Origin of the sequence: Psychrobacter sp. YP14 (genome assembly GCF_003209315.1) — a bacterium.
Taxonomy (GTDB): Bacteria; Pseudomonadota; Gammaproteobacteria; order Pseudomonadales; family Moraxellaceae; genus Psychrobacter; species Psychrobacter raelei.
This window is the reverse complement of record NZ_CP029789.1, coordinates 522,511-538,147: the sequence shown is the minus strand read 5'-3', so window position 1 is coordinate 538,147 and position 15,637 is coordinate 522,511. Positions and strand designations below refer to the sequence as shown.

The 15,637-nt window shown below is 42.7% G+C and carries 27 protein-coding genes; 2 read left to right on the top strand and 25 right to left on the bottom strand.

The window, feature by feature from the left end; genetic code table 11:
* Nucleotides 1-155 precede the first annotated feature (155 nt).
* The 4 genes from fabG to DLE54_RS02325 all read right to left on the bottom strand — a co-directional run bounded on the left by fabG (nt 156) and on the right by DLE54_RS02325 (nt 3,070).
* The gene (fabG, locus tag DLE54_RS02340) at nt 156-884 is read right to left on the bottom strand and encodes a 3-oxoacyl-ACP reductase FabG (RefSeq protein WP_011959739.1); all 729 of its coding nucleotides are present in this window, start codon (nt 882-884) and stop codon (nt 156-158) included.
* Nucleotides 884-1,882 (bottom strand): ACP S-malonyltransferase, encoded by a 999-nt coding sequence (gene fabD, locus DLE54_RS02335; protein ID WP_011959738.1) that lies wholly within the window; start codon nt 1,880-1,882, stop codon nt 884-886. Before fabD ends, fabG begins: the two co-directional genes overlap by 1 nt.
* A 122-nt stretch (nt 1,883-2,004) precedes the next feature.
* A complete protein-coding gene (gene rpmF / locus DLE54_RS02330) occupies nt 2,005-2,187 on the bottom strand; it encodes a 50S ribosomal protein L32 (protein WP_011959737.1) in 183 nt (60 codons plus the stop codon).
* A gap of 268 nt (nt 2,188-2,455) precedes the next feature.
* Nucleotides 2,456-3,070 carry a YceD family protein gene (locus DLE54_RS02325; protein WP_041773272.1) on the bottom strand — a complete coding sequence of 205 codons (615 nt, stop codon included), beginning with the start codon at nt 3,068-3,070 and terminating at the stop codon, nt 2,456-2,458.
* Nucleotides 3,071-3,183: 113 nt separating this feature from the next.
* On the opposite strand from DLE54_RS02325, the gene DLE54_RS02320 reads away from it, so the two are divergent.
* Both DLE54_RS02320 and DLE54_RS02315 read left to right on the top strand, forming a co-directional pair.
* Nucleotides 3,184-3,855: an elongation factor P hydroxylase gene (locus DLE54_RS02320; protein WP_110816103.1), complete on the top strand. Its 672-nt coding sequence runs from the start codon at nt 3,184-3,186 to the stop codon at nt 3,853-3,855.
* Between the two features lie 171 nt (nt 3,856-4,026).
* On the top strand, nt 4,027-4,647 hold the full coding sequence (locus tag DLE54_RS02315; RefSeq protein ID WP_110816102.1) for an L-threonylcarbamoyladenylate synthase: 621 nt from the start codon (nt 4,027-4,029) through the stop codon (nt 4,645-4,647).
* Nucleotides 4,648-4,903: 256 nt separating this feature from the next.
* Here DLE54_RS02315 and rplQ read toward each other — a convergent pair whose 3' ends face one another.
* From rplQ to rpsC, 21 genes are all read right to left on the bottom strand, one after another.
* A complete protein-coding gene (gene rplQ / locus DLE54_RS02310; RefSeq protein WP_011959733.1) occupies nt 4,904-5,263 on the bottom strand; it encodes a 50S ribosomal protein L17 in 360 nt (119 codons plus the stop codon).
* 20 nt (nt 5,264-5,283) lie between these two features.
* Entirely contained in the window at nt 5,284-6,291 is a 1,008-nt protein-coding gene (locus DLE54_RS02305; protein ID WP_011959732.1) for a DNA-directed RNA polymerase subunit alpha, read from the bottom strand.
* A gap of 39 nt (nt 6,292-6,330) precedes the next feature.
* The gene (rpsD, locus tag DLE54_RS02300) at nt 6,331-6,972 is read right to left on the bottom strand and encodes a 30S ribosomal protein S4 (protein WP_011959731.1); all 642 of its coding nucleotides are present in this window, start codon (nt 6,970-6,972) and stop codon (nt 6,331-6,333) included.
* A 112-nt stretch (nt 6,973-7,084) separates the two neighbouring features.
* A complete protein-coding gene (rpsK, locus tag DLE54_RS02295; protein ID WP_007394225.1) occupies nt 7,085-7,477 on the bottom strand; it encodes a 30S ribosomal protein S11 in 393 nt (130 codons plus the stop codon).
* Nucleotides 7,478-7,497: 20 nt separating this feature from the next.
* Complete coding sequence (rpsM, locus tag DLE54_RS02290; RefSeq protein WP_011959730.1) at nt 7,498-7,854, bottom strand: 30S ribosomal protein S13; 357 nt, start codon at nt 7,852-7,854, stop codon at nt 7,498-7,500.
* Nucleotides 7,855-8,094: 240 nt separating this feature from the next.
* Nucleotides 8,095-8,211 (bottom strand): 50S ribosomal protein L36, encoded by a 117-nt coding sequence (gene rpmJ, locus DLE54_RS02285; protein WP_007394227.1) that lies wholly within the window; start codon nt 8,209-8,211, stop codon nt 8,095-8,097.
* 55 nt (nt 8,212-8,266) lie between these two features.
* Nucleotides 8,267-9,598, bottom strand: coding sequence for a preprotein translocase subunit SecY (gene secY, locus DLE54_RS02280; protein WP_011959729.1), 1,332 nt, complete (start codon nt 9,596-9,598; stop codon nt 8,267-8,269).
* Nucleotides 9,599-9,603: 5 nt separating this feature from the next.
* Nucleotides 9,604-10,062, bottom strand: coding sequence for a 50S ribosomal protein L15 (rplO, locus tag DLE54_RS02275; protein WP_011959728.1), 459 nt, complete (start codon nt 10,060-10,062; stop codon nt 9,604-9,606).
* Nucleotides 10,062-10,241: a 50S ribosomal protein L30 gene (gene rpmD / locus DLE54_RS02270; protein ID WP_011959727.1), complete on the bottom strand. Its 180-nt coding sequence runs from the start codon at nt 10,239-10,241 to the stop codon at nt 10,062-10,064. Before rpmD ends, rplO begins: the two co-directional genes overlap by 1 nt.
* A 33-nt stretch (nt 10,242-10,274) precedes the next feature.
* The gene (gene rpsE / locus DLE54_RS02265; RefSeq protein ID WP_011959726.1) at nt 10,275-10,772 is read right to left on the bottom strand and encodes a 30S ribosomal protein S5; all 498 of its coding nucleotides are present in this window, start codon (nt 10,770-10,772) and stop codon (nt 10,275-10,277) included.
* Nucleotides 10,773-10,774: 2 nt separating this feature from the next.
* On the bottom strand, nt 10,775-11,125 hold the full coding sequence (gene rplR, locus DLE54_RS02260) for a 50S ribosomal protein L18 (RefSeq protein ID WP_011959725.1): 351 nt from the start codon (nt 11,123-11,125) through the stop codon (nt 10,775-10,777).
* An 11-nt stretch (nt 11,126-11,136) separates the two neighbouring features.
* Nucleotides 11,137-11,670 (bottom strand): 50S ribosomal protein L6, encoded by a 534-nt coding sequence (gene rplF / locus DLE54_RS02255; RefSeq protein WP_011959724.1) that lies wholly within the window; start codon nt 11,668-11,670, stop codon nt 11,137-11,139.
* A 194-nt stretch (nt 11,671-11,864) separates the two neighbouring features.
* Nucleotides 11,865-12,263, bottom strand: a complete 399-nt coding sequence (rpsH, locus tag DLE54_RS02250; protein WP_110816101.1) for a 30S ribosomal protein S8 — start codon at nt 12,261-12,263, stop codon at nt 11,865-11,867.
* 12 nt (nt 12,264-12,275) lie between these two features.
* A complete protein-coding gene (gene rpsN, locus DLE54_RS02245) occupies nt 12,276-12,581 on the bottom strand; it encodes a 30S ribosomal protein S14 (protein ID WP_011959722.1) in 306 nt (101 codons plus the stop codon).
* A 12-nt stretch (nt 12,582-12,593) separates the two neighbouring features.
* A complete protein-coding gene (gene rplE, locus DLE54_RS02240; protein WP_007394236.1) occupies nt 12,594-13,130 on the bottom strand; it encodes a 50S ribosomal protein L5 in 537 nt (178 codons plus the stop codon).
* 21 nt (nt 13,131-13,151) lie between these two features.
* Complete coding sequence (gene rplX / locus DLE54_RS02235; RefSeq protein WP_011959721.1) at nt 13,152-13,469, bottom strand: 50S ribosomal protein L24; 318 nt, start codon at nt 13,467-13,469, stop codon at nt 13,152-13,154.
* Nucleotides 13,470-13,478: 9 nt separating this feature from the next.
* Entirely contained in the window at nt 13,479-13,847 is a 369-nt protein-coding gene (gene rplN, locus DLE54_RS02230) for a 50S ribosomal protein L14 (protein WP_007394238.1), read from the bottom strand.
* Nucleotides 13,848-13,995: 148 nt separating this feature from the next.
* The gene (gene rpsQ, locus DLE54_RS02225; protein ID WP_011959720.1) at nt 13,996-14,283 is read right to left on the bottom strand and encodes a 30S ribosomal protein S17; all 288 of its coding nucleotides are present in this window, start codon (nt 14,281-14,283) and stop codon (nt 13,996-13,998) included.
* On the bottom strand, nt 14,283-14,477 hold the full coding sequence (rpmC, locus tag DLE54_RS02220) for a 50S ribosomal protein L29 (protein ID WP_007394239.1): 195 nt from the start codon (nt 14,475-14,477) through the stop codon (nt 14,283-14,285). The genes rpsQ and rpmC overlap by 1 nt, the downstream gene beginning before the upstream one ends.
* Nucleotides 14,477-14,890: a 50S ribosomal protein L16 gene (gene rplP / locus DLE54_RS02215; RefSeq protein WP_011959719.1), complete on the bottom strand. Its 414-nt coding sequence runs from the start codon at nt 14,888-14,890 to the stop codon at nt 14,477-14,479. Before rplP ends, rpmC begins: the two co-directional genes overlap by 1 nt.
* A 3-nt stretch (nt 14,891-14,893) precedes the next feature.
* Nucleotides 14,894-15,637, bottom strand: coding sequence for a 30S ribosomal protein S3 (gene rpsC, locus DLE54_RS02210; protein WP_011959718.1), 744 nt, complete (start codon nt 15,635-15,637; stop codon nt 14,894-14,896).

The window sequence follows — 15,637 nt, the reverse complement described above, 5'->3', positions numbered from 1 at the left end:
GCCGCTCAAGCATTGAACTTTAGCATCGATCTACTAGATAGGGGTCACTATATTATCAATTATTGCGACCACTTTCATCTAAAGTGTACATCTGTTGCCTATAATAGCAAAAGTGTCGGCGTAATTCTAATTAATTAACAATTTACCTGCATATATTACATGTACATGCCACCATTGACAGGAATGACAGCGCCAGTTACATAGCTCGCCTCATCACTGGCTAAGTAAGAGACGGCAGCAGCAACATCTTCAGGCTGGCCCAGACGTCCCACAGGAACCGCATCTAACATAGAATTAAGTAGGCGCTCATCAAGCTCATCGGTCATATCCGTCTCAATAAGACCTGGTGCCACACAGTTAACGGTCACCTGACGTGAACCAATTTCGCGGGCTAAAGTACGACTAAAGCCTTCTACACCGGCTTTGGTAGCCGCATAGTTGGCTTGACCGGCGTTACCCATCTGACCCACAACTGAGGTGATATTGATGATACGACCTTTGCGCCCTTTCATCATACCCCGCATTGCCCGCTTACTCATGCGGTAAATTGAGGTTAAGTTGGTGTCTACCACTTTATCCCAATCTTCATCTTTCATACGAATGAGCAGACCATCTTGGGTGATACCGGCGTTATTGACCAATACTTGCACGCTACCATAAACGCTTTCAATTTCTTCAAATAATTTATCAATACTTTCTTGATTGGTCACATCCAAACTGCGACCAATACCGCCAGCATCATGTAAGTACTCATCAATCGATTGAGCACCCTCAGCGGTTGTGGCAGTGCCAATCACAAAGTGACCTTCCTTAGCAAAACGCTTGGCAATAGCTTTACCGATACCACGACTGGCACCTGTAACTAAAGTGATTGTACGACTCATTATAGATCCTCATTATTTAACTTATCAAAAAGCTTAGCGAGTCGCTCTGGCTTATCAGTAGGATAAGTGGCAATAGGCGTGTCTTGTCTTTTTGCCAAATTACTCAAAACCGTGCCTGCACCGCACTCAATGATTAAATTGATGTGTTTATCGGCCAGTTTTTGCATGGTTTGAGTCCATAGCACAGGATGGCTAAGCTGCTCAGTTAACGCCTTTTTTATACCGGCGATTGTTTTTTCTTCCATGGCGTTTTTATTTTGAATTACAGGAATGCTTGGCAGCTCAAATTTGCATTCGGCCAGCTTCTCTGCCAAGGCTTCTGTGGCTGGCTGCATCAATGCGCAGTGCGAAGGTACGCTCACCTTGAGCGGCACTATACGCTTGCCCATACATTGGATATGTTGGCTTAAGATATCAACACCTTCAGAGTTGCCCGCAACCACGATTTGACCTGGGCTATTGAAGTTGGCAGCGCTCACGATGGTGTCATCATTATTGCTCTCTACTTGCTCACAGATACTAATCACCTGGCTGTTATCTAAGCCAAGTACAGCAGCCATCTTAGTATCAACCCCTACCACAGCTTGCTGCATAAAGTGGCCACGCGCGTGAACCAATTTTACAGCATCTGCAAAGCTAATTGAGCCCGCAGCACACAAGGCACTGTACTCTCCTAAAGAGTGCCCTGCTAAAAATAGAGGTTCAATTTGAGTGTTTTGTTGCAAAATACGCCAAACGGCAATACTCGCGGTTAATAACGCAGGCTGAGTGTTCTCAGTCTTACCTAATTCAGCCTCATCTTGACACACTGCCCACAAATCAAACCCTAATGCTTCACTCGCTTCAGCAAACGTCTCTTTGACGATAGGATACGCTTCGCTCAGCTCATTTAGCATACCGACAGTTTGTGAACCTTGCCCAGGAAAAACAACCGCAATGCGACGAGGCACATCCAGTTGACCTTGTTTTTTAACTGCTTGCGACGCTTTTAGTGACATTATAAGCCTTCTTATCCCTAAATATACTCATAAAAAAAGAGCCAAGCGCCACTAATGATAAAAGGGTCATTAGTAAGGCTTAGCTCTTATATCTAACCATAATCATTTAAAATGATTATGAGTTAGTCTTCCTGACTCGCTTTAAACAATTGGCGGCCACGGTAAAAACCATCTTTAGTCATATGGTGACGACGATGTTTTTCACCAGTGGTAGCATCGATGCTTAGCTCAGCAACTTCCATATGGTGGTGTGAACGACGCATATCACGGCGTGAGCGGCTTTTACGACTTTTTTGAACAGCCATGGGTCTTGCTCCTATTTTAAAATATGCTTTGGCGGTGAGCGCCATATTTTAAATAAAAATTTATCTAAAATACAATAAGCTCACTTAGCAAAATGAGTTCTCTATTGACCTCAATAAGAGCAACTCTTATTAAAAATCAAATAGGTTTAAAATCTGGGAATAATAAACGAGAGATTATACTCGCTTTGTTCCATAAAATAAAGGGGTATTCACTTTGCAAGTTTTACGAGATCTAATCAATCAGATGAGCACGTGCTAAGATCAAGTTTTAAAGCTTACCTTTGAGTGCTTCGAGTGCGGCAAATGGGTTTTCTGCCTCCTCTTCGATAATTTCACCGACCTGCTCTACTGCCATTTCACAATCATCATGTTTGGCAGATAAAGGGACATCTAACAGCAACTCATCCTCGACCAGTTTTTTTAGTGGTAGCAGGCGATCGCCTTTTTTATTCTCAGGCTGATCGGCGAGCAGCTCCTCTAGCAGCAGATAATCATCGGACTCATCCACCAAGCTTTCTTGCTCTTCACGCTGTAATAGTATCAGCTGCGCATCGTGAGTGACATCGATGTTCAGTGGATTAAGACAGCGCTGACACGTCACCCAAATATCGCCTGTGAACTGCATCTCTAAGGTCAATAGCTGACCTTGTTTTTTCAGCTCACATCTTAAGTCAATGGGCTTATCTTGATAGTCTTCAGGGACAATATCTACCAATCGCTTTAGCAGACGTGGGGTAATGCTACCGGACCAAACATAGCCGGCATCTTCCCACTTCTCTAAATTGACGTGATTAGGTAACTGCTGTGCACTTTTTTCAGTATTATTGCTCACGTTCAAATCCGTTAAGTTAGTGGATTTAGTATCCTTGGTGTATTTTGTCATACTTCTCTCTTTTTTAAAAATGATATCGCTCATTGCTAAGCGAGGATAAGGTTGTCAGCGGCAATTAACTTGCTAAAATAGCCGCTTGCCATTTTCTTTGGATCATTAAAGCCATGTCTGTGATTAATTTTTATGACCTACCCATAACCGCTTTGGCCAATACGCTGCTGCAAAAGATGCCAAGCACTATGCCTGAAGCGTTATCTCGTTTCAAATCCCAATGGCAACACATTACGCAGCAAACACTTAATTTGGTCAATCTAACAGATGAGCAGATAGAGGCTGTGAAGGTGGACTGGCTTATTGCTGTATTTAATACTTTATTTGCCACTCAAAACGTCACCTTAGTACGCGGCGACTTTGAGCCTGAGTATTTTCCCTCAGTTGATGGACAACCTGCACGTATCGAGTTTGCACATGGCTTTTTTCAAAGCGCTCTACATGAAATCAGTCACTGGAGCTTGGCAGGTGCCCGCAGACGCACGTTGTCCGACTTTGGCTACTGGTATGCCCCCGATGGGCGTACAGAAGCCCAGCAGCATGCATTTGAGCAAGTAGAGATTAAGCCGCAAGCTATAGAATGCCTATTTAGCATAATGTGCCAACGACGCTTTCGGGTCTCACAAGACAACCTACATGCCAACTTTGATACCAGTCAGAGCACTTTTGCTATTGACGTTTATAACCAAGCGCTCAGTTACCTTAACGCCCCACAAACCCTGCCCAAAGATGCAAAAATACTGTTAACAGCTCTAGCCTACTTGTGTCATGATACTATAGCTTAGACACCCAACTAATTAATTGCCCAATTTAACTCATTAGACAATTATAAATAACCTAGTCTAGGGTCATAATGGCTAACTTTTAACTGTGCGATTCTAAAGGCGCTACAATGCAGCCTGTATCGCAAGCTCAAAGCAGCATCAGGATTGACCTTAGTTATCAGGAGGCATCTTATGCAAACTTTATACATTCACCCCGAAAACCCTCAGCCCAGACTTATCAGCCAAACTGTGGATGCATTAAACCGTGATCAGCTGATCGTCTACCCTACTGATACCAGCTATGCTTTTGGCTGCAAAATTGGCTCAAAAGAGGCTATTGAGAAGCTGCGTTTAATTCGTCAACTCGATGATAAGCATCAATTTACACTGTTGTGCCGAGATTTAAGCGAAATTGCCACCTACGCTACCGTAGATAATCAGCAGTTTAAGCTGTTAAAAGCATCCACTCCCGCGCCAATCACTTTTATTCTAGATGCCACCAAAGATGTGCCAAAAAAGTTATCGCATCCCAAGAAAAAAACCATTGGTATTCGTGTGCCCTCTAACCCGATAGCGCAGATGCTGCTAGAGGCTATGGGTGAACCGATTTTGACCAGTTCGCTTATCTTGCCCTCTACCCCATTGGCACTAGATGATCCCTTCGATATTGAAGACAAGCTGGGTAATAATATTGATGTCATGATTAACGCCGGTGTGCTAACCACCAAGCTGACCACCATAGTGGATATGACTGTCTTCCCCCCACAATTAGTGCGTCAAGGTGCTGGTGATGCCAGTCAAATTCTTGAGTAAAATGGTGTAGATCAAAGATGATATAGGGTACAGTTAACGCTAGAATTGAGATAAAGGACTAATTAATGTTAGTCCGTTATTTTTTATTTATATCTTTAGGCTTGGTGTCTACATCGAGTATTTGAAGTCAGTGAGGACAACTAAGCTTTTTTAGGACATAAGAAAACCCCAGCTACTTTATAAATTATGTAAAACAGAATTTATAAAGCTACTGAGGTTTTTTGTAGCAGATGGACTGGCCAACAACCAATAAAAATTAGTCGCGGTCTACCAGTTCAACATAAGCCATTGGTGCATTGTCACCATCACGGTTGCCACATTTGATGATACGGATGTATCCACCTGGGCGCGCTTGATAACGTGGTGCTAATGTACCAAATAACTTACCAACCATATTTTTGTTACGCATACGGCTGAATGCTAAACGGCGGTTGGCTACAGAATCTTCTTTTGCCAAAGTAATTAGAGGCTCAGCTACACGGCGAAGCTCTTTAGCTTTAGGTAATGTTGTTTTGATCAGTTCATGCTCAAACAGAGAGTTTGTCATGTTCTGGAACATTGCCTTACGATGGCTGCCGGTGCGACCCAGCTTAACTCCACTCTTACGATGTCGCATGGTCAAATATCCTTAATAGTTTAACGGCTACGGTAAGAAAAACGGTCATCAACACGTAGATCTGCTGGTGGCCAGTTTTCTAGGCGCATATCCAGTTCAAGACCTTTAGACGCTAAAACGTCTTTAATTTCGGTTAATGATTTCTTACCAAGGTTTGGTGTTTTAAGCAGTTCAGTCTCTGAACGCTGAACCAAATCGCCGATATAGTAAATGTTTTCAGCTTTTAAACAGTTGGCTGAGCGAACCGTTAGTTCAAGGTCATCCACTGGACGTAATAGTACAGGGTCAACCTCTTCTTTCTCTTTCACAGGCTCTGGCGCTTCTTCTGCTTCTAAATCTACAAAAATAGAGATTTGTTGCTGCAAAATAGTTGCTGCTTTGCGAATTGCTTCTTCAGGATCGATCGTGCCATTGGTTTCTAGTTCAATGATCAGACGGTCAAGATCCGTGCGCTGTTCAACACGAGCATTTTCAACTTGATAAGCCACACGTGAAACTGGGCTAAAGCTAGCATCCAATTTCAAGCGACCAATGGCCTTCGTGTCACCATCTTCACGGCGTAGGTTAGCAGGCTCGTAACCACGACCCATAACCACACGTAAGCGCATTTTTAGATGACCACGGTCACCTAGCGTACCTAGAACCAATTCAGGGTTAACAATATCAACATTGTGTGGCAGTTCGATATCTGCCGCAGTGATAATGCCAGGACCTTTTTTGTCTAGTGTTAAAAACACTTCATTTTGATCGTGCATAGTAATCGCAAGACCTTTTAGATTTAACAATAAATCTAAAACGTCTTCTTGCAGACCTTCAAGAGTTGAATATTCATGATCAACTCCTTCGATTTCTGCTTCAATAACCGCTGCACCAGGCAATGAAGATAAAAGAATGCGACGAAGGGCATTACCTAGGGTATGCCCAAAGCCGCGTTCTAACGGCTCGAGCGTGACTTTTGCATTGGTTTCGTCAACCGCATCCACATTAATGGCATTAGGGGTCAGAAACTCGGTAGCATTTAGCATCATATTGTCACCTCGATTAGTTAATCAAATTATTGTTAGCGATTATTTAGAATACAATTCAACGATTAAGCTTTCGGTGATTTCTGCAGGTAGATCAATACGATCTGGAGCTTGCTTAAATGTACCTTGCATTTTGCTATGATCAACTTCTAACCACTCAGGGATACCACGTTGAGTGGCAAGTTCGATAGCATTCTTAATACGTAACTGTTCTTTCGCTTTTTCATGAATGGCGATAACGTCACCATCTTGAACTTGGATTGATGGAATGTTCACACGAACAAACTCATCGCGACCAGCTTTTTTAATCATAACCGCACGGTGGCTTACTAACTGACGTGCTTCTGCACGAGTTGAGCCAAAGCCCATACGATATACAACGTTGTCTAAACGGCGCTCTAGCATTTGCAATAGGTGTTCACCAGTTGCGCCACGAGCACGTGCAGATTCTTTATAGTAGTTAGCGAACTGACGCTCTAAAACGCCATACATACGCTTAACTTTTTGCTTCTCACGAAGCTGTAACGAGTATTCAGAAGCTTTATTGCGAGTGTTGCCATGTTGGCCAGGTACGCGACCTGCTTTTTTAGTTTTAACGTCATAAGGCTTAACACCTGATTTTAATTGTAAATCAGTACCTTCACGACGCGACAACTTTAATTTTGGACCAATATAACGGGCCATGCTTGTGTCTCCTTGAGTTACGTCTTAATAGTAACTTGTAACGGTAATTTCGTCTTAATACACACACCGTATATCTGCCAATACGTTCGGCACAATATACGGCAACAATAGTTTATACGCGACGCTTTTTAGGCGGACGGCAACCGTTGTGTGGGATTGGGGTTACATCAGATATGCTGTTAATTTTATAACCTAATGCACCTAAAGCTCTTACCGCAGACTCACGACCCGGTCCTGGACCTTTAACCAGAACATCGACATTTTTTACACCATAAGTTTCTTGAGCTGCTTTACCAGCAACTTCAGCTGCAACCTGGGCTGCAAATGGTGTAGATTTACGTGAACCACGGAAGCCTTGTCCACCTGAGGTGGCCCAAGCCAATGCATTACCTTGACGATCAGTAATCGTTACAATGGTGTTATTAAAAGACGCATGAATGTGGGCTACGCCCTCGGATACCGAACGACGTGCCGTTTTTTTACGACCACGGGTGTCTTTTGCCATCTTTTAGCTTCCTAAGTTAATTATCTTTTAATTGAACGAATCGGACCCTTACGAGTACGAGCGTTGTTCTTCGTGTTTTGACCTCTTACAGGTAAGTTACGACGATGGCGGATGCCACGGTAACAACCTAAATCGACCAAACGCTTGATATTCATTGAAACTTCACGACGTAGGTCACCCTCTGTCATGTAGTTACCAACTTCTGCACGGATAGCATCAAGCTGTGCGTCATCTAATTGACTGATTTTGGTAGTAGGAGCAATGCCCACCGTGTCTAAGATTTTCTTAGCGGTAGTACGGCCAATACCAAAAATATAAGTCAATGAAATCACTGCATGCTTGTTATCCGGGATGTTGACGCCGGCAATACGAGCCATTGATTTCTCTCCAGTTATGAAAAATGAGTCTTTATTATATTAAAAATAATCTTGAGACTTATGTTTCAGATTTTGCCATTTACTGTATCTTGTCTTTGGTCAACTGGTTTTAACGCCAAAAGCCAAATAAAAGTTAGTAAACGACGGCAAGTGGCGGATGATAGCTCATCCGCCTTTATTTTTCAAGTTTAATTCGTAAATAGTATTCTAAACGTGTCTAAAATACTCAAAAATTACTGATTAACCTTGACGCTGTTTATGACGTGGTTCTGCTTTGCAGATAACATGTACTTTACCTTTACGGCGAACTACTTTACAGCTACCACAAATTTTCTTAACAGATGCTTGAACTTTCATAATTTTCTCCTATTGAACAAACACTTTTTAGCGATTTTAAGGATAAAGTTAAGACCTATCTAATCAGTGTTTGATCATGATACTGATGTGTCATTAAGTGAGCCTGTAGCTGTGAAATGAAATCCATAACCACGACTACCATAATTAAAAGTGATGTCCCACCTAAGTGGAATGGTATGCCAAATGAAGACTGTAGTAGCATTGGCATTAAACAAATCGCCGTCATATAAATCGCCCCAATGAAGGTTAAGCGGTTTAATACGTGATCTAGATAACGCTGAGTTTGCAGACCGGGTCTAATGCCAGGAATGTATGCCCCACTACGTTTCAAGTTCTCTGCTACTTCACGTGGACTAAATACCAATGCCGTGTAGAAATAACAGAAGAAAATAATCATTGCACCAAATAAAACCAAATATAATGGCTGACCCGGTGCGAGAACTAATGACATGGTTTGTAGAATTTGCTGCCATGTACTAGGATCGGCAGAGTTACCTACCCACTGCCCCAGACTTGCTGGGAACATTAATAAAGCGCTGGCAAAAATCGCTGGGATAACGCCGGCCATATTAATCTTCAGCGGCAAATGTGACTGCTGATCGGCATAAATTTTACGACCTAGTTGCTGTTTTTGCGCATAGTTAACAGGGATGCGGCGCTGTGCTCGTTCAATAAACACAATACCTGCAGTCACTGCAATGCCTAATACCGCAAATATCAGCAGTACAATCAGACTTTGAGGGTCGTTTTTGACCATTTCGAAAGACTGACCTAACATACTAGGCACACTGGATACAATGCTTGCAAAAATAAGCATTGAAATACCATTGCCCACACCGCGTTCTGTAATTTGCTCACCAAGCCACATCAAGAACATGGCGCCTGCTACAAGAGAGCTCACAGCAGGAATATAAAAGGTTAACCCTGAGGATAAAGTCAGGTTTTGACTGATTAATCCGGTACACATAAATATGGCTTGAATAGATGCCAAAAAGAGAGTCCCTTGTCGCGTATACTTGTTCAGCTTACGACGACCGGCCTCTCCTTCTTTTTTCAAAGCTTCAAGCGACGGTAGTACCGCCGACATCATCTGTACGATAATAGAAGCTGAGATGTAAGGCATGATACCCAAAGCCATAATTGACATTCGCTCTAAAGCACCACCTGAGAACATGTTGAACATGCTTAAGATGGTGTTTTCATTGCGAGAGAATAAGTCAGCTAGGCTAACCGGATTAATACCAGGAACTGGGATATGTGAACCTAAACGGTAGACAACCAGCGCCCCTATCAAAAATAACAGACGATTCCATAGCTCATCATATTTACGAATAAAAACGAGCGGGTTCATCGGAATTGCAGAGGTAGGCGCAGATTGCTTAGCCATCTAAATTACTCCTCAGTACCCTCAGTAACTTCAACAGTACCGCCGGCAGCTTCAATAGCAGCTTTAGCACCTTTAGTTACTTTAACACCTTTGAATGTATAAGCTTTAGTAATCTCGCCTGATAGGATGATACGCGCACGTTTCATGTCATGACGGATAATGTTTGCCGCTTTCAAAGTCTCAACGCTTACTACGTCGCCGTCAATCTTGTTCAGTTCAGACAGACGAACTTCAGCAGTAGTTAATGCCATTTGACTTGTGAAACCAAATTTTGGTACACGACGGAATAATGGCATTTGGCCACCTTCAAATCCACGACGAACGCCTGAACCTGAACGTGATTTTTGACCTTTAACACCACGGCCACCAGTTTTGCCTAGGCCAGAACCGATACCACGACCTTTACGGTGTGCAGTTTTTTTGGCGCCTACGCCTGGTGATAATTCGTTTAATTTAAGTCCCATTACGCTTCCTCCACTTTAACCATGTAATTGATGCGATTCACCATTCCACGGGTTGAAGGCGTGTCTTCAACTTCAACTGTATGTCCAATACGGCGTAAACCAAGGCCCATAAGACAAGCTTTGTGGCTCTTGAGGCGATGGGCACCAGATTTAATTTGAGTAACTTTCATTGTTTTCATCGTAACTCACCTACTTTAATATCTAAATAATGGTTAGCCCAAGATTTCGTCTACAGATTTACCACGTTTTGCAGCCGCCTTTTCAGGTGACGACATATCACGTAAACCATTGAATGTTGCACGTACTACGTTAGTTGGGTTCGTTGAACCATAACATTTAGTTAATACGTTTTCTACACCAGCAGATTCTAGTACAGCACGTACTGCGCCACCGGCGATTACACCAGTACCTTCGTTAGCTGGCTGCATGTATACTTTACTTGCACCATGACGGGCAATAATAGGATGCTGTAAAGTAGCGCCATCAAGATCAACAGTGATCATGTTGCGTTTTGCAGCTTCAAGTGCTTTTTGGATAGCAGCTGGAACTTCACGAGCTTTACCACGTCCAAAACCAACACGGCCATTACCATCACCAACAACAGTTAATGCTGTGAATGAGAAGATACGACCACCTTTTACAACTTTCGATACACGGTCAACAGAAACTAATTTTTCTACTAAACCGTCGTTTTGTTCTACTTTAGCCATGATTAAAACTCCAATCCATTTTCACGAGCGGCGTCAGCTAATGCTTTAACGCGGCCGTGGTATTTGAAACCACTACGGTCGAAAGCAACTTTAGTGATACCAGCAGATGTTCCACGTTCAGCGATAAGTTTACCTACAGCAGCAGCTGCGTCAACGTTACCAGTAGCGCCAGAGCGTAATGAAGCGTCAAGCGTTGAGGCTTGTGCTAATACTTCTCCGCCAGTTGGAGAAATGATCTGAGCATAGATATGGCGTGGAGTACGGTTAACAACTAACCGATGCACACCCAAATGACGGATGTGGGCACGTGTTTTTTTAGCTCGACGTAAGCGAGCAGCTTTTTTATCAAACATGTCATTTCACCTTATTTTTTCTTAGCTTCTTTACGAACCACATGCTCGTCACTATAGCGAATACCTTTACCTTTATATGGCTCAGGCGGACGATAACCACGGATTTTCGCAGCAGCTTGACCTAGTGCCTGCTTATCATTTGATTTTAAAATGATTTCAGTTTGGCTTGGCGTTTCAGCAGTTACACCTTCAGGAAGGATGTATTCAACTGGATGTGAGTAACCTACGTTTAGGGTGATTTTATTACCCGCAACTTGTGCACGGTAACCAACACCAATCAACTGAAGTTTTCTTTCAAAACCTTCAGAAACACCGATAACGAAGTTATTCAAAGTTGAACGCATAGTACCAGTGTGCATCCAAGCTTCTTTAGAGTCAGAAACAGGTGATAAGATCAGTTGACTATCTTCTTGTTTTAGCTCGACCAAATCATGCAGGTGTAAAGACATAGTACCTTTACTGCCTTTAACTTCAACCTGCTGACCGTTCAAAGTAACACTTACGCCATTAGGCAGTGCTACTGGGGCTTTAGCCACACGAGACATAGGAATATTCCTTAATAACAGATAAATAACGAATGATTATGAAAAAATTAACAGGCACTAGGCCTGTTAATTTAAATAATCAGCTCTATATTACTTAAGCTTTTTATTAGTAATCAAAACTTGGGGCCTAAATAAAGGCGCCCATTATACCTGATTAATAATGTTTTAAAAAGTTAAATAATACAAATTATGATTTAAGCAACAAATGCGATGATTTCACCACCGATGCCAGCAGCACGAGCAGCGCGATCGCTCATGATACCTTTACTGGTAGAAACAATCGCAACGCCTAAACCTTGCTGTACCGATGGGATAGCGTCTTTACCGCGGTATTGACGTAAACCTGGACGGCTGTAGCGTTTGATTACTTCGATAACAGGCTTGCCTTCGAAGTATTTCAATTCGATACTTAGTGTTGCTTTGCCATTGCCTTGGTCAGTTACTTCAGCAGAAGCGATGTAACCTTCTTGAACCAGTAGGTCAGCAATTGACTTACGTAGTTTTGAGCTTGGCATAGCAACAGAAACTTTACGTGCCATTTGTGCGTTACGGATACGGGTTAGCATATCAGCAACTGTATCTTGCATACTCATAGTATTACTCCCTTACCAACTAGCTTTACGAACGCCTGGAACATCACCTTGCATTACGCGTTCGCGTAAAATGTTACGTGATAAACCAAACTTACGGAAGTAACCATGAGGACGGCCAGTTACACCACAACGATTACGTAGTCTTACTGGAGACGAGTTACGTGGAAGAGACTGAAGTTCAAGAATGGCTTCCATTCTTTCTTCGTCACTTGCATTAACATCGCCGATGATTGCCTTAAGCTTTGCACGCTTCTCAGCATACTTAGCAACCATTTTCTCGCGCTTTAATTCGCGATTAATCATGCTCTTTTTTGCCATAATGCTTTATTCCTATTTGAATGGGAAGCCGAATGCTTTAAGCAGTGCGCGACCCTGCTCGTCATCCTGAGCAGATGTCGTGATAGTGATATCAAGCCCACGAAGGCGATCAATTTTATCATAATCAACTTCTGGGAAAACGATTTGCTCTTTAATACCTAACGAGTAGTTACCACGACCGTCGAATGCTTTTGGTGAAAAGCCGCGGAAGTCACGGATACGTGGGATAGCAATAGCAATGAGACGATCTAAAAACTCATACATTTGCTCGCCACGAAGTGTCACTTTACAGCCAATTGGCCATTCTTCACGAATTTTAAAGCCAGCGACAGATTTACGAGCTTTAGTAATTACCGGCTTCTGGCCTGCAATTGCAGTCATGTCCGCTACGGCACCTTCTAAAAGCTTCTTGTCTTGTGAAGCACCGCCAACACCCATGTTAAGAGTAATTTTGGTGATTTTTGGTACTTGCATGACGTTTTCCAAGCCTAGTTCATCTTTGATCTGTTGCTTGTACTGGTCATTGTATAGTGATTTTAATCTAGCCATTGCTATTACACCCTTAGTGTTTTACGCAGTCGCCACTACTTCACCGTTTGAGCGATAGACACGTTTTTTGTTGCCTTCATCGTCAAACTGATAAGTAATACGATCAGCTTTTTGGGTTTGCGCATTGAAAATTGCGACGTTTGAAATATGTAAAAATGCTTCTTGCTTAACAATGCCACCTTCAGCACCAGTTGCCGCATTTGGCTTTTGGTGTTTGGTTACAATATTAATGCCTTCAACTTTAATACGGTCATTTTTTACCGCTAGCACAGTGCCTTGTTTGCCTTTATCTTTCCCAGCAATAACAATGACATTGTCGCCTTTACGTAATTTAGCCATGGGTTACCTCTACAGTACTTCTGGTGCTAGTGATACAATCTTCATGAATTGATCACCACGTAGTTCACGAGTTACCGGCCCAAAGATACGAGTGGCAATCGGGGCTTTATTCTGGTTAAGCAATACAGCAGCGTTGTCATCAAAACGAAGTACTGAACCATCTGGACGACGTACACCTTTTTTGGTACGTACAACCACAGCATTCATTACATCGCCTTTCTTAACACGACCACGTGGAATTGCTTCTTTAACAGATACTTTAATGATGTCACCGACAGAGGCATAACGACGATGTGAACCGCCAAGAACCTTAATACACTGTACACGTCGTGCACCACTATTATCTGCAACTTCCAGAATTGTTTCAGTCTGAATCATCGCGTTACTCCAATCATATACAATAGGCAATAACTATACTGGTGAATAACTTCATGCAATCATAAAAATCACATGAAGTACTCACTAATTTGGTAAGTCACCACAAGGGGACGTATTCTACCAGTAATTAATGCCAATTGCAATTTGCTTATATTTTTTCCGCTGTTTCCACAACGTCTACTAATTTCCAAGACTTAGTCTTAGAGATAGGACGGGTTTCAATAATACGAACCACATCACCTTCTTTACAGACGTTATTTTCATCATGGGCTTTAATTTTTGTAGAACGACGGATCTGTTTGCCATATAGTGGGTGACGAACTTTACGCTCAATCAATACTGTAATGGACTTGTCCATCTTGTTACTGACAACCTTACCAGTAACAATACCTACACCTGTGCCCGAAACTTCGGTTTGTTGAATATCGTCACTCATTAGGCGCCTCTTTGTTTTTCATTAATCAAAGTCTTGATCTGAGCGATCGCACGGCGATTGGCTCTGACTTCGTGGGTGCTACCTAGTTGACCGGTGGCTTTTGCCATACGAAGACGGAAAGCATCAAGTTGCTTCTCATCTAGTAATCCAGTCAGCTCTTCTACTGATTTGTCTCGTAATTCACTGATCTTCATTACATTATCGTCCGCTTAACAATGGTAGTTTTGAAGGGAAGCTTAGCTGCTGCAAGCGTGAACGCTTCGCGGGCTAACTCTTCTGAAACCCCTTCGATCTCATAAAGCATTTTACCTGGTTTGATTTCGCATACCCAGTACTCAACAGGACCTTTACCTTTACCCATACGAACTTCTAATGGTTTGTTAGTAATTGGCTTGTCAGGGAATACACGGATCCAGATCTTACCACCACGTTTTACTTTACGAGTGATGGTACGACGTGCCGCTTCAATTTGACGTGCTGTCATACGACCACGACCAACTGATTTTAGGCCAAACTGACCAAATGCAACGGTGCTACCACGATGTGCTAAACCCGTGTTACGCCCTTTATGCATTTTACGAAATTTGGTACGTTTTGGTTGTAACATAGCTTAACCTCTATCTGTGTTTGCTCTGTCTGAATTGCGGCGGTTGCTGTTACTACGGCCGCGACGTTTTGGCGCACGAGTCTTATCTTCTTTAGGAGGATTATAAACGCTATCCATACCATCTAGAATTTCACCACGGAATACCCATACTTTAACACCGATGGTTCCGTAAGTAGTCTCTGCACGAACTGATGCATAATCGATATCAGCACGTAGCGTATGTAAAGGTACACGACCTTCACGATACCACTCAGTACGAGCGATTTCAGCACCACCTAAACGACCAGACAGTTCTACTTTAATACCTTGAGCACCAGAGCGCATGCTGTTTTGAACGGCGCGCTTCATCGCACGACGGAACATAACACGGCGCTCTAGTTGGCTGGCGATACCTTCAGCAACTAGACGAGCATCTAAATCTGGAGAAGTAATTTCTTCGATATTAACCTGAGCAGGTACGCCCATCATTTTGGTTAATTCTTTTTGTAACTTCTCAATATCTTCGCCTTTTTTACCAATAACGATACCAGGACGAGCCGTTGAAATTGTGATCTTAGCTGCGCCAGTAGGACGCTCGATCATAATGTGGCTAATCATAGCATTGTCTAGCTTCTTACGAAGATAGTCACGTACTTGAAGATCGTTAAGTAGGTATTCAGAATACTGTTTTGGGTCTGCATACCAGTTAGCATTGTGTTTTTTTACAACGCCAAGACGAATTCCGATTGGATGTACTTTTTGTCCCAT